This is a genomic window from Novosphingobium sp. 32-60-15 (genome assembly GCF_002280675.1).
Classification (GTDB): domain Bacteria; phylum Pseudomonadota; class Alphaproteobacteria; order Sphingomonadales; family Sphingomonadaceae; genus Novosphingobium.
In genome coordinates, this window is sequence record NZ_NCEN01000039.1 from 1 (window position 1) to 13,460 (window position 13,460).

10 protein-coding genes are annotated in these 13,460 nt (G+C 61.7%); 4 read left to right on the plus strand and 6 right to left on the minus strand.

The annotated features are described in order from the left end of the window. From B7Y89_RS17125 to B7Y89_RS17135, 3 genes are all read left to right on the plus strand, one after another. Positions 1-1,876: strawberry notch C-terminal domain-containing protein (locus B7Y89_RS17125; RefSeq protein WP_292940444.1), on the plus strand; the 1,876-nt coding region annotated here is incomplete at its 5' end. A 53-nt stretch (positions 1,877-1,929) separates the two neighbouring features. Next, a complete protein-coding gene (locus tag B7Y89_RS17130; protein ID WP_147161475.1) occupies positions 1,930-2,343 on the plus strand; it encodes an MbcA/ParS/Xre antitoxin family protein in 414 nt (137 codons plus the stop codon). Continuing rightward, positions 2,340-3,074 (plus strand): RES family NAD+ phosphorylase, encoded by a 735-nt coding sequence (locus B7Y89_RS17135; protein WP_292940452.1) that lies wholly within the window; start codon positions 2,340-2,342, stop codon positions 3,072-3,074. The genes B7Y89_RS17130 and B7Y89_RS17135 overlap by 4 nt, the downstream gene beginning before the upstream one ends. Positions 3,075-3,139: 65 nt before the next feature. Here B7Y89_RS17135 and B7Y89_RS17140 read toward each other — a convergent pair whose 3' ends face one another. The 6 genes from B7Y89_RS17140 to B7Y89_RS17165 form a co-directional block, all read right to left on the minus strand. Continuing rightward, complete coding sequence (locus B7Y89_RS17140; RefSeq protein WP_292940455.1) at positions 3,140-3,748, minus strand: hypothetical protein; 609 nt, start codon at positions 3,746-3,748, stop codon at positions 3,140-3,142. Between the two features lie 177 nt (positions 3,749-3,925). Next, positions 3,926-7,387: a DUF4062 domain-containing protein gene (locus B7Y89_RS17145; RefSeq protein ID WP_292940458.1), complete on the minus strand. Its 3,462-nt coding sequence runs from the start codon at positions 7,385-7,387 to the stop codon at positions 3,926-3,928. Further along, positions 7,380-8,519, minus strand: coding sequence for a hypothetical protein (locus B7Y89_RS17150; RefSeq protein ID WP_292940461.1), 1,140 nt, complete (start codon positions 8,517-8,519; stop codon positions 7,380-7,382). The genes B7Y89_RS17145 and B7Y89_RS17150 overlap by 8 nt, the downstream gene beginning before the upstream one ends. 432 nt (positions 8,520-8,951) lie before the next feature. Beyond that, positions 8,952-9,533, minus strand: a complete 582-nt coding sequence (locus B7Y89_RS17155) for a hypothetical protein (RefSeq protein ID WP_292940464.1) — start codon at positions 9,531-9,533, stop codon at positions 8,952-8,954. A gap of 46 nt (positions 9,534-9,579) precedes the next feature. Beyond that, positions 9,580-10,056 carry a TIR domain-containing protein gene (locus B7Y89_RS17160; protein WP_277280775.1) on the minus strand — a complete coding sequence of 159 codons (477 nt, stop codon included), beginning with the start codon at positions 10,054-10,056 and terminating at the stop codon, positions 9,580-9,582. A 2-nt stretch (positions 10,057-10,058) separates the two neighbouring features. Then, on the minus strand, positions 10,059-11,498 hold the full coding sequence (locus tag B7Y89_RS17165) for an SIR2 family protein (RefSeq protein WP_277280776.1): 1,440 nt from the start codon (positions 11,496-11,498) through the stop codon (positions 10,059-10,061). A gap of 447 nt (positions 11,499-11,945) precedes the next feature. Between B7Y89_RS17165 and B7Y89_RS17170 the strand changes: the two genes are divergently transcribed. Then, positions 11,946-13,460 (plus strand): ParB/RepB/Spo0J family partition protein (locus B7Y89_RS17170; RefSeq protein ID WP_292940471.1); only part of this gene is annotated, 1,515 nt, incomplete at its 3' end.

A 13,460-nucleotide genomic window follows, 5' to 3' on the forward strand; every position in this document is an offset into this window, starting at 1 on the left:
ACCTTGTCAGGCAATTATCTGGAGTGAAATCATGGAAAACCGAAGGAAACCTGCGCCTCCCGCCGCCACGCTCGACATAAACTGCGACTGCAAAGAATATGTAATCGACTATCTCGCCAAGAGCTTTCCCGTTCGCCTGATGGCGGTTTTTACCGACGAAAACGGCAATCCTCGCTCCGAGCCCATGACTGACGAGCAAGGCACACCGGTGCTCTGCCGCTCCGCGCTTGCCGCGCGCGACCGGATGATCGAGGAGCTTTGCGCCCTGCCGCCGATCGCGACCGCACTCGATGCCATCATCGAGCGCTTCGGCGTTGATCAGGTAGCGGAAGTCACCGGTCGCACGCGTCGGCTCATCATCGGGCGCGACGGTCATCAGAAACTCCAATCGCGGTCGCCGCGCGCCATCGTCGCTGAGACCCAGGCTTTCATGGACGGCGCCAAGCGCATCCTGGTCTTTTCCGACGCTGGGGGAACGGGGCGCAGCTACCATGCCGATCTGGCCGCCGGGAACCAGGCGCGCCGCGTCCACTTCCTGCTCGAACCGGGCTGGCGGGCTGACGCTGCGATCCAGGGGCTTGGCCGGACCAATCGCACCAACCAGGCATCAGCCCCGCTGTTCAGGCCGGTGACCACCGACGTGCGCGGCGAGCGCCGGTTCATCTCGACTATCGCGCGGCGACTGGACAGTCTTGGCGCTCTGACGCGCGGGCAGCGCCAGACCGGCGGGCAGAACCTGTTCGATCCCGCTGACAATCTCGAAAGCATCTACGCCAAGGAGGCGCTCCATCGCTGGTTCGGCCTGTTGTTCACCGGCAAGCTCGAAGCGGTCAGCCTTGGACGATTTCAGGAGCTGACGGGCCTCCGGATCGAAGCACGCGACGGTTCAATGGTAGATGACCTGCCTTCGATCCAGCGTTGGCTCAATCGCATCCTTGCACTTCCTATCGTCTTGCAGAACGCGATCTTTGACGAGTTCATGGGGCTGGTCGAAGCGCGCATCGATGCCGCCCAGCAGGCCGGCACACTCGATCTCGGCCTTGAGACCATCGCGGTCGAGGACTTCACGGTGGTGTCGGACATGTTGCTGCGCACCGATCCGGCCTCGGGCGCAACCACCCATTTGCTGGAAATGGAAATCGCCAGAGCCCTCAAACCTCTCACGCTGAAGCGGCTTGAGGAGCTGCACGGCCTCACTGGGCAGCGGCAGCAGCCGGTTCGGAACGCCCGTTCAGGACGGGTCGCCCTACTGGTGCCCGCTCGCAGCATTCTTGCCGATGACGGCACGCGCGTGCCCCGCTTCGAATTGCTGCGTCCGCTCAAACCCAGTCACATCACCGAGGATCAGCTGACTGAGAGCAGCTGGGAGTATATCTCCGTCGACGCTCTCCGCGATGCGTGGTCAACCGAGGTCGAGGAAGCTCGGACCAGCCACAAGCGCGAGCGCCTCTATCTTGCGACGGGCCTCCTGTTGCCGGTCTGGGACAAGCTCCCTTCGGATTTCGTGAGGGTGAGCCGAATCTCAGCGGCGGATGGTCGTTCGCTGCTAGGCCGTGAGGTTCCCGTCCATTGCGTGCCCGAACTGTGCCGGGCGGTGGGTCTCGAACGGGAACAGACGCTTTCCGCCGATGACATTGTCCAGACCGTCCTGGCGACGGGCCGCGCCATGGAATTCGCGGGCCGCGAGAAGCTCATGGTCAAACGCAGCCTGGTCAATGGCTCACAGCGAATTGAGCTGAACGGTTGGAGCGTAGCCCGTCTCGACTGGTACAAGGCCCAAGGCTGCTTTACCGAGATCATCCGCTACCAGACACGGCTCTTCGTGCCGATCGATGGCGCAGCGAGTGTGATTGCGAGACTGGCATCATCGGCGTAGCCACTTGCCAAATGGCATTATTCAGAATATATGATGCCATATGGAGAAATGCCATGCTGGCTCTGCAACCCGTTGATACTGCCGTTACCGCCTTCCGTCCCAATCCGATTACCCAGGACGAGGCATCTGCCATGTTCCGGGCAGTCCTCAATCTGTTTGGCAAATGGGAACTGACCGATGAGCAGGCTGCCACTCTGCTCGACATGCCGGTGCGTTCCTATCGGCGATGGAAGGCGGAAGGCCCCGGGCGCGTCTCGCGCGATGGCCGCGCTCGTCTGTCTAACCTTATGGGCACCCATAAGGCGCTCCGGATTATCTTCTCGGAAGCGGCCCGTGGTTATGCCTGGATCAGGGCGGCTAACGATGCGTTCGGCGGAGCCAGCGCGCTAGACGTAATGCTCGGAGGCGAGCTCACCGACATTATGCGGGTGCGTCGCTATCTCGACGCCGAGCGCGGTGGCTGGTGAGCGGAACGGCGGATATCCCCGTTTCTCGAGTTGAGTGGAAGGGCGCTGTTCGGATCATCCGCAGTGCCTTTCCGCCCATCGACCTGTTCGAGGACATCGCTGATCCAGCCGACTGGCCGCTTTTGATCTCGGCAGAGCAGAAGACCAATCCTCGCATCATGGCGACGATTGGCAATCTTGACCTTGTTCCAGTCGACCGACGCGTCGGCGGCAACGGCGCTTCCTACCTCATGGCGCCATTCACACATGTCAGCACCGACCGGCCAAGTCGCTTTACCGATGGCAGCTACGGCGTGCTCTATGTTGGCGACCGGTTTGAAACCGCGTTGTTCGAGACGATCCACCACCATGCCCGCTTCATGGCGCGGACAAAGGAAGGGGCTGGATGGACCTCGCAGTTCCGGGAAATCGTCATGGCAGTCGATGCAGACTTGCATGATCTCCGAACTCGGGCGGGGGAGCCGGTTCCGGCGCTCGACCCCGACAGCTACGCGGCATCCCAAGCAGTCTCACGGCACCTCAGGGGCGCGGGATCGAACGGGATTGCCTGCCCGAGCATCCGGCATCCCGGTGGGGAATGCGTCGCGCTCTTCTACCCGGACTGCGCGTCGAACCCCATACAGGGGCGGCACCTCGACTATCACTGGGATGGTGCGCGCGTTGATCTGGTCCGTGATGCCGGATCGGGCGCTGTCTTCCGGATTGTCGATTTGCCGCCCGATCCCGTCTGACCGCATGAGTTGGGCCTCCGACCGAGTGCTGAAGGATCTCTTAGCACAGTGTCCGGCCAGCAGACTCAAATCTGCGAACTAGCCTTCACGAGTTCGTGGAGGGCCTTGTCCGGCGAAATCGGCCCCTTGTATAACGGGCTGCATGGAGTCTCCGCGAGCTTAGCCGAAATCGCCAAGAGGTCATCATCGTCGCCCTTTTGATAAGCATAGGCGGCGAGCCAGAACTCAGCTTGGCGAACGAACTCATTGAGGATGCCTACGACGCTCCGGTTCGCAGTTTTCGCGTACTGGACCTTGTCCATCCGCCAGACTTCCTGAGCGATGAATTCAGATGAGACGCCGTGCTCCTTCAGAACCAGCGCCAATTGTGCGGGGAATCTTCGAGCAAGCGTGGCCGCTGGGGCTAGCGGCATAAGCACGGGAAGCAGCGTGCACTCAGAAACCAGCAAAGCTACCTGCGGCTTCCAGAACAGGATGGTCGCATACCAGCTGCCCAAGTTGGTGTCGCTGTGCCCAGCGGTAACGATGTCCGGTTTGATCCGATCGAGCAGCTTTTTGGTGCAGTGGAGGTGGAACATGGCGGCGAACAATAGTGCTCGCTGCCGAGCGAGTCCATTTACGCTACCGGCCTCGAGTCTGGAATGGCAATGACCGACCAGATCACGACGTTCCAAGCCAATACTGCAAGGACGGACCTCAGCGGGAAAGCCGCCGTTCGCTCGGTTGCAGTGCCGCGCTAAAGCATCCCCCAAATTAAGTTCGTTGTCGCCCGGCGATCGTCGAGGCGTTGCTAAGAATAGTGGTGCCAATTCCCTGCCTATGGCCGAGTCAAGTTAGCAAGCCCCGACGCGTTACCCTAGGATTGAGATAAGCAGGTCTCGGATCTTCGCGGAGAAAATTTCGTCATCGACGCTGCGACCCGTGGTCACGAAGATGACTTCATCAAGGAAGCGTGCGAGCATGATCTCAAGTTCTCCTCCTCGCTCTTCGCTCGCCGCCAATGCCTCGATCGCATCCTTCCGAGCGAAGACCACGATAGGTGGCTCCTCGCCCTCATTCGCGATGATCCGGGCGGTCGCAACGGGCTTGTCCTTCAGGCCTTCACGAAAAAAGTCCGTGACCGCTTGGCTCTCGACTGCCTGGGCGAAGACATGGACGTCGATCGCGGCGCCCTCTTCCAACAGGTCCGGCGAGAGAATATCCGAAAGCTCGTCTGCGAAGGCATCGAGGAAGGCTCCAATCACCAGCGCCGCGAACATCGCCTCAGGCCTTTTGGCATCGGTGCGCACCGTGAAAAGCAGGCGCTGCGTGCTGCCCAGGCGAAGGACAAGGTTCAGATCGTCATCTGGGCGGTGACGTACTATCATATGGTCGAGCCCGCTCGCGCAAATTCCGGTAAGCGTAAGCAATTCCGCGGTGGTAAAGGAGCGATGCCGACCAAAGCTGAGGATCGCCAGCAAGAGCATAGAGCCTAGCGATCCCTGTTTTCTCAGACCGCGCCGCTCGTCGACAGCAAGAAGGCACCGGACCAGACAATCGAACCAAAATGCACCATTCCGGCCGGGGAGAAAGGACCGGACCAGAGAGCCGAGGACGCTGGGTGCGGCCGCGCTCGGGCAGCGCGATAGCGCCACTGTCATTGCTTCGACCCAAGCACTCGCCCCCTTGAGATTGCTCCGGCCATCGAAGGCGAGCGCGATCAGCGTCTCGGGATATTCCTCCTCGGCGATGAACGGTACGAAGTAGCGCAACAGGCGCTCGGCTTCGGCACGATCATCTCCGCGAAGATACCCAGCGATGGCAAGCGCATAGTCGGACATTGCGTCACGGTCGTGCCCCTGAATCCGGTGGGCGTCTCCCCGCTCCTCAAGCGCGAAGGCCTGCTCGACCCAGGCATAACTGTCCGCCAACAGCCCAGCGGCGTGGGTCGCATATTGCTCGGCACGTGCTGCGAGTGTGCGCCTTTCTACACCCTCCGCCGCTGCGGCGGCCTGATTGTCGACCGAGGCGAGCAAACGCGAGCTGCGTCCCTCGATGTCGGGCCGGCCCACTGACTGGCCAAGCTTGCCGCCCTCGGCATAGGCATCTCTCGCGCCAGCGAGATCCTCCGCATCACGCAACACGTTGCCAAGCATAATCTGGTTGATCGCCACCAGATATCTGTCGCCTAGTTCCTCGCCGATGGCGATCGCCTCGCGGGCCATCTCTTCGGCTTCCTCGAACCTTTTCTCGATGCGGAGGCGCGGAGTTTCCAAGTTGCACAACCACGCGCGATGACGAGGTGAATCGGGCTCGTCGACCTCGAGTTCGGCGCGGAGCGCTTCGGCTTCGCTTCTCCCCTCTTTCGAGAGTGTGAGCGATGCGATCAGATTGCGCGTCGCGATCTCAAGGCCATATCCATCCTCGAGCTCGGCGAAGACCTCGCGTGCGCGCCGAAAGATCAGCGCGGCGGCATCGGTGTCATTCACGCTCAGGTAGGCGACGCCCTCGTCAATCAGCAGCCGCCCCTCGCGATCCTTGCGACCTTGCACTCGCGCAACATCGCGCAGCGCGCGCACGCGCTCGAGGGCGGCCGCCGATGCCGAACGCCTCAGATCGATCGAGGCCTGGAGCAGATCAATCATCTCTCCGGCTTCGCGATCGTCGATCTGAGCCGCAGTGTCGCGCGCCTCCTGCAACAGCAGCTCAGCGGCTTTGGTCGTGCCCTGGTTTGCGCGCGCTTCGCCGAGCGCGATCAGAACCGAAACAAGACGGCCCTTCTCCGAACGCGACCGATAATAGTCGACGAGATATTCTAGCGCATCGGTCAGGTGTCGCGTCGATCCGCTGAACACCGCCTCCGAGGCGGCTCGATTGGCGAGCCGCGCGACCTGCTCGGACATCTCGCTCCGCCGTAGGCTGAAGGCCGCCCAGGATCTTCCGGTGTGTGCTAGCCGCTTCGACAAGCGATCGACGAGCAGCCCATGCAATTGGGGGCGCTCAAGGACAATCTGCCCAATCTCCTCGCGCAGACTCTCGTGGATGAAGCCGTACCCCGCCGCGGTCTCCAACAGAAGATCGTCCATAACGGCGACATGCTTGGCGATCTCGGTTGGCGTAGCGGCCGCACTGCCCAGCAGAACTTGCATGTCGGATAGGGTCAGCATCGCCGGCGCAAGCGACAGATAGCCGAGGATCTCGCGCGAGACGGCATTCAACGCGTTGTAGCGCTGGCTGCCAGTTACCGCCGTCGCATTCATGCGAAGGAGGAGCGGCAGATCTCCCAGGCCGGCCGGGACCGACGCGCCGGCGAGCGTGCGCAGCGCCACCAGCTCGTCGCTGGTGAAGCCCTTTACCGGCAGCTCGTCTCCGGCTGCGCCGTCCGGCTTTTCGCGCGTGACGATCACCACTGAGCCAATGCCGCTCTGCCCGAGACAGGTGCCGAGCACCGACCAGACCGCATCGGCATCTTCCGGATCGTCCAGCACCAAGGGCCAGCCATTGCCGTGTCGCCAACGCGCGACCAGCATCGAGCGGGCGTCCTCGAACAAGGGTGTCGCAAGCTCCGGTCCGCGCGCGATCCCCAGCCGCTCGGCCGCGGCGAGCAGCGCCGTGCGGGCGTCCATGCCGCGGGCGTTGACATAAGCCGCTTCGCGCTCATGCGACCATTCGGCCACGAGCGCCGTCTTGCCTGCGCCCGATGCTCCTGTCACCCAGACGATCCGAGCCAGTGCTGCGGCCCGCGAAAGTTGATCGAGTAGTCCGTTGCGCCGGACGCGCAGCGCTCCGTCGCGAAAAATGGCGGCGAGCGTTGCACTCGCGGTGCCGATGGTAGGCGATGAAGTTTGCGCCAGCGTAACCCGATCGGTGATGAGCGCCGTCAGGTCATCGCGAAACCGCGCCTCGAGATCCTCGCCGTCATCGAAGAAATAGAGGACGTTCGGACCTGCCATCATCTCGCTGACCATCGCCTCGAGCCGGGCATCGCGGTCGCGCGTGGATTTCAGCACATAGGCTAGGAAGTCCTTGCCGAGCCGCTGCGCCTCGCGAAACTCGTCTTCGAGCCCGGAAATGAACATCCCTTTGGCTTCGTCGATCCATCCATAGGATTTGCGATAGATGCCGATGACGATGTGCGAGTCCTGGAGCTTGCGCAGATAGAAGTCGCGGGGCGCCTCTGCTCGTGCGCCCTCACGTTCGAACTGCACCGGCTCGAAGTTGAGGCCTCGAATAGCGGCGCGCGCGACTTCCCGCTCGGTCGCGCACTCGCCGATTGTCGAGCTGATGAAGACCCGCAGGCGGTCTGCCGTCGCCTGCACGAGCGTGTCAGCCATAACCGAGTTCCCGAATGCGCTCGATCCGCTCAGCGACGGCGTCCCCGATCTCACGGTCGGGTTCGAGGCGCCGCAACAGGAAGGCGGTGTCGAGCCCGATCTGGGCGCTGATCTGGTCGTTCGAGATGACGGTGAGATCGACGTCCATCGAGGCCGGCTCCAGCACGCGATGACGGACGGCGTCGATCATGGCGAGGCGCTTGCGCGCACCGCTCGGCTGATAGGCAAGAAAATCGGCCGACCGTATATTGCAGATCGCCTGCTCGACCTGCCACCGGGCGCACCCCAGCACCAACGCCTGCTCCAGAAACGCGGCACCTCGGTTAGTGTTGCGGAGCACGTGGAGCGTCTTGGGCATCGACGCGGCGAGCCGCCGCTCACGGGCGCTCGCGACGCTCGCGGGATCCTGTTCCGGGGCCGGCGGCCAGCCGGGATCCGGGCCATTCTTCGTTCTTGCCTCGAATTCGGCCTCGGTTCTCGCCATCGTATGCGGCGGCCGATCCTCGGGCCGACGATAGATTTCAATGCCGGGCAGGAGGATGGCGTTATCCCAATTGGGCGTGAAGCCGAAGTCGCGGCTGCCGCCTCCGCGCGAGACGCTCTCCGGCATCTCTGCAACAATCAGCCATAGAGGCGCTACCGGCTGCTCGGCATAGTCGGCCAACTGGTCGAGCATCCAATGCCGCGAATCCAGGCGCTTGATATGGCTTGTCACCATCATGAGCGGCTGGCCGACCGTGTCGATTCCTGAAACACGCCAGCGCAGAAGATCGACCTGTTGGGAAATCGCAAGCACATAGCCCGGCCCATCATAAGCGATCTCAAGGCGAATCGCGTTCGGTCCGGATAGCGTGGTCCATTCCTTCAGGAGCGTGAGCGCGGACTGCATTCCGCGAATGTTGGAACCAACGAGCGTTATGAAGGGCAAGTCATCGGGGATGACCCCATAGCCGCAGCCCGAAAAGCCACCGGCGGCCAAGCGCTGCGATAGCTCCATGTTGGCCATGACCATCTCGATGGCGGGCCAGCCCCAGTCGTAGCCGCCTCCATCTTTGATGAGATCATCGCGCTCCGCCGTCTGCCGGTCAGCACCCTTCGCCTTCTTCGCGCCCTTTCTCTTTTTCGCTGCCATTCCTATTTCTTTGCGCGACTTCGACCAAATTTCCAAGGTCCGTCAGCCAGAGAATTCCCAACACCGGCCAAAGATTCGATCGCAGGCGGCGCATGATTGGCGGCAGCTTATCGCCTTTCGTGTATTTGAAGCCGCCGATCCGGTTCGTCCTCACGCCTGGACATAGGAGAATGACTTCTAGCCCGGGGCCGGCCGGTTTCGGCATAGCCGGACGTTTACAGCTGCGGCGCTGAGCGGCGGGTTTGTCGCAAGATACGGCGTTCCGCTTCCGGCAGCACGCGACCAGACCCGGTCACTCAGATCTGGCAACGCCAACGTCTGGTTCTCTCACAAGCTGCCGATTGGGGGCGCGAGCAGATCGTCATTAAAGCGCCCCCCCGAAGCCGGACGTCAGATTGATTTCACCATGCGCGCGCCGGTCAAGAGACTCTCTTAAGCCGTTTTGCGGAACGTGCGAGGATCGCTGATCCATGTGCCCCATCGCCGCGACGCCGTGCTGCCTTTGTTGACCCAGATTTCTTCAACCGTGCTCCCAGTAGAGGGGGCTTCGTCCATATACGGGTAAATGCCGAGATATTCTTGGCCTTCGAAGGTCGCCTCGCGGTTCCTAGTGACGGGAAGGATAGCCACCGCTCCGTTAAAGCCGTCGAAATAGCCCAATTCCCACGGCATCCATTTGGACCCTCCGGAATTCGCGGTATGCACATAGACCAGCGATTTGCATTGGCGCATCCGCGCCCGGATCACCTCGGCGGATGCGGCGGTAACATTCCTCCTGTCCAGTTGCGGGTCTTCCAGCCAGTCGACATAGACCGTCTTACAATAGTCCTCGAGGACCGCCTTAACGCCCAAGATGATCTCCGCGTCGGATGTCGAATGGCTCAGGAAAATGTCGAAGCTGGTCTTGGTCTTGGTCGCGGCAACCTCCTCTCTGAGGACGGTCGCTGCCTTCCTCAAGGTTCCTGTCTTCTGCTGCGCGCGCTGCCGAATACGACTTTCCGTGAATGTCGCCATCAATGCCCCCTAACGCCCCAAACCTCGCGCTCTCGAGGCCGCAGTTTTAGCGGCCAGCGGCGTTCGCTGCGGTCTCAATCCAGCTGCCGAGATTGGCGTAGCCGTTGTCGCTGACCCAATCATAGGTCGGGATCGAAACAACAACACCGTTGCGCTTGAACGTCCACTGACTGAACGGATTAGCGCCCTTGGTGTCGGTCTTCTGCGCGGCGTCCTTGAGGTTGTGTATATAGACGCCCAAGAGGCCGTTGTTCTTGGCCCAGCTTTGGGTGATCTCATAATTTACGTAATCGCGAGTCGCCGTCTCGGCGCCAATCAGCACGACCGTCACTGACGTGCCTTTGAGTTCGGCGTCGATCCAGGCTTTAATGGCCGCGTCGCCCTTCTTCTTGACCTCCTCCCAAGCCGCCTTGTCGAAGAAGCCGGATGCGACCCGCTCCTGCGTGACCCAGCTGTTGCGAACTTGTCCCGCCCGCCAAACGTCTCGTTCGTAGTGGAAGCTGAAAAAGGTGTGACGCGCCATGCCTATTCCTTTCTGAGAATGTCGATAATCTGGAGAATGGGTTCGATGAGCTCGAGCGGATTGTCGACCTGCTGGCCGAGCCGCTTGAACAGGGCATAGAAATCGTCGTTGTGCCCCGGAAGCGCGACTTTGATATCGCTCATCATCTCGTTCCAGAAGTCGGTCGATATCCAGCCGCTCGCGCCGATCGGTAGGCAATGCAGGCCCGCCTTGCGCGCGAGATCGAATTCTACCCGCATCCCGTCCGCCGGCACCACGTCGCCTGACTGCTGCTTGTTCCCCATAAGGAAGATAGCGATTCCAGCCTGCTCAATCAGCTCGGCTCGATAACGCTCGAAAACGCGTGTGCGTTCGGCCTGGTCCTGGATCCCTGCCGGGAAGGGCCGAAGTAGCAGGTGGCTGTCGATGGTGCGCTGGCTGCTGGAATATATTTGCTCGACGGCGCCGGTGACGACGGCGCTGCCGATACCCAGTCCAAAACCGCTTGTGATGCGGCAGTCGCGGTCGATGAGCGCCGCCGCAAGGCGCCTCAGGAAATTCTCAGTGTCCTGTTGTCCCCACGGGCCGTAGTCCGCCGCGCTTCCAGATATGAACACGGTCCGCTGCCGGAACCGGTTGGCGACTGTGCGCAAAAGCTCGGTGACATCGCCGTACTCTTCGACTGCGATAGTCTTGATGTTGAACCGTAGCAGGTCCTGAGCGACCAGGTCCTGGCGCGTCTTGGCATAGGCGAAGTCGGCCTCCGACTCGTTTGGCAGCTTAGAGCGAGTCTTGACGATACAGAAATGCTGCCGCTGGTTCCTCTCAAATCGCGAGCGAATCCGAGCCAGAACGTAGTCGAGATTGGGATCGGTGAAGCTGAAGCCGAGGAACAGGAAGGTCCGTTCGACAAGATCGCCGGTCAACGCAGTGACGAACGGCGCGTGAGTCCCTGCGTAGCGCTCATAATCGTCCTTGGTGAGCACAGCCTTGTCCGGATGCTCAATGTCGCCGTGCATCTTGTAAACGACGGCATCGCGCCCGCGAACTGTTAGCGAGAGCTGTTCGATGGTGTATTTTGCATCCACCCGTTTGCCGCTGTCCTTTAGAGCCTGTTCGATCAGCCGATCATAGTTGGTGGTCCAATAGCTGCGGATCGGAAGGCGGGCGAGCAGCCGATGATTTTCGGTGGGCGCAGGCAAATCCGTGAATTGGTCAATAAGGAGCTGATTGAGCTGGTTACGATTGCCGGCATTGGTGTTGAGGTGAAATTGGGCCAACCCGACGAGGTCGCTTTCTTTTTCTACGTCGAGCCCCAACGGAGTGGCGATTGGCGCGAGAAGGCCGCGCCAATCGACAAAGCCGGCGGCTTTGGAAAGGCCTGCCCCGATAAAGACTGCGGCATTGTCCTCGCGAAGTTCGGACAAGAACTTGGCTATGAATTCCTCTTCGACGCCATTCATCCACCACCTCCGTTCCATCTTTGTTCGACATTCATCAAGCGCACCTGTCAAGGCTTCTGCGTGATCGATCCACAAGCCTGAGGGCCTTCAGGTCGCGCCAAATGCCCCATCGAATGCTCGAGAGATGGGAGGAAAGGACAGGTCGCATGTGTGAAACAACGGCAGCACCCTAATCGATTTCCGAAGCCGCTCTGTCGGCGAACGGCCCAGTTGCGGTCTTAATCCTGCGACGTGAAGCCTTCGCTGAGTGTAGGGTGTTGGCGGTAGACCTGCTTTCAACCCGCCGCGTGGGAATGACCGGAAAGTCGCAACCATCGCCAGCCGTCATTTTCCGTGCCTATCAGGAGATCTGCTTCGAACGCATTAGAGGGGAGCGGGCTTTGCCCTGGTTGAGCCATTTGGGCATCGATGGTCGATGCGCCGGGCTCACAATCAGGAGTGTGTCCCATGATCAAATCGATCCCGCTGAACAAGCTCGTTCAGTCTCCCCGTAATGTCCGCCGTCACAGTGACACGGCAGCAGATGCCGAACTCAAGGCCAGCATTGCTGCGCATGGTCTGCTGCAGAACCTCATCGTTAGACCCGCTGCCAAAGGCAAGTTCGAGGTGGAAGCGGGCGAGCGCCGTCGTCGTGCGATGCTGGCGCTCGCGGACGAAAAGCTCCTCGCCCGCGATCACGAAGTCACGTGCCTCGTGCTCGAAGACAGTGCCGAAGCCGCGGTCGAGACCAGCCTCGCGGAGAACTTCCACCGCCTCGCCATGAACCCCGCCGATGAAGCCCAGGCTTTTGCCGCGCTCGTGGCAGGCGGTGCGACTGTCGAGGACGTTGCTCGCCGCTTCGGTCTGACCGTCCGCTTCGTCGAGGGCCGACTGCGCCTCGCGACGCTTGCGCCCGTCGTATTCGAGGCACTGGCCTCCGGCCAAATCACTCTCGACATTGCCAAGGCCTTCGGCGCAACCTCGGATCAGGATATCCAGGCCCGTGTCTTCGAGCAGGTCTCCTCGGCCTACTACGCGCCCAATCCCGACAGCATCCGGCGCATGGTCCTCTCCGGGACTGTGCGGGGCAGTGACCCTCGAGCCAGGCTCATTGGCCGGGACGCCTACATGGCCGCCGGCGGTTGCATCGAACGCGAATTGTTCGATGACGATGACAGCGAATCCTGGGTCGACGTCGCGCTGCTCGAGAGCCTCGCCGCCGCGAAGATGGAAGAGCAGGCCAAAGCCCTCGCCGCCGAGCAGGGCCTCGCCTGGGTCAAGCCCACGCTCGATCCCTATGCCAGCCACGACCTGGTCGAAGGGCTGGTCCGGCTTCCCGCCGAACCGGCGCCATTGACCGAAGCGGAAGTGGCGAGGCTCGACGAACTCGATGCCTCCTATGACGAGCATGCGGCAATCCTTGAAGACGAGGACAGTGCCGAGGAGGCTGTGGCTGCGGCCGAAGCGGCCATTGAGGCGATCGAACGCGAATGCCAGGAAATCCGGGCCCGACCGCCGGTTATCGCGCCCGAGCTCAAGGCCGAGGCAGGAATGGTGCTGGTGCTCTCCCGCGATGGCACGCCGGTTCTCCAGCCGGTGTTCTACGGCGAGCGTCAGGCTGAACCCGCCGAAGGCGACGATCGGATCGAAGTCGTTGCGGGCGAGGAAGGTTCGGACAAGCGCCGGACGACCTTGTCCAAGCGCCTGGTTGACGAGCTCGCGATGCAGCGCCGAGATGTCCTGGCACTGCACGTTGCATCTGACCCCGGTCTGGCGCTCGACATCATGGTCTTCACGCTTGCCGATGCCGATACCCACGACTGGCGGGCGCGGGCTGCGAGCACGCTGCGCGCGCCTGTTCGGGCAGGCCCGATCATCGGCTTTGAAGCCAAGGATGCTCCGGCGAGCAGCGGGCTTGCCGAGTTCCGCTCCAGTCTCGACGAAAGCTGGCGCGCTGGTGACGATGCGATCTCCCGCTTCGAT

Coding starts and splice junctions, on each gene's coding strand:
- B7Y89_RS17165 (WP_277280776.1), bottom strand. CDS start 11,498: ATGAATGGCGTCGAAGAGGAATTCATAGCCAAGTTCTTGTCCGAACTT.
- B7Y89_RS17130 (WP_147161475.1), top strand. CDS start 1,930: ATGCTGGCTCTGCAACCCGTTGATACTGCCGTTACCGCCTTCCGTCCC.
- B7Y89_RS17155 (WP_292940464.1), bottom strand. CDS start 9,533: ATGGCGACATTCACGGAAAGTCGTATTCGGCAGCGCGCGCAGCAGAAG.
- B7Y89_RS17150 (WP_292940461.1), bottom strand. CDS start 8,519: ATGGCAGCGAAAAAGAGAAAGGGCGCGAAGAAGGCGAAGGGTGCTGAC.
- B7Y89_RS17160 (WP_277280775.1), bottom strand. CDS start 10,056: ATGGCGCGTCACACCTTTTTCAGCTTCCACTACGAACGAGACGTTTGG.
- B7Y89_RS17145 (WP_292940458.1), bottom strand. CDS start 7,387: ATGGCTGACACGCTCGTGCAGGCGACGGCAGACCGCCTGCGGGTCTTC.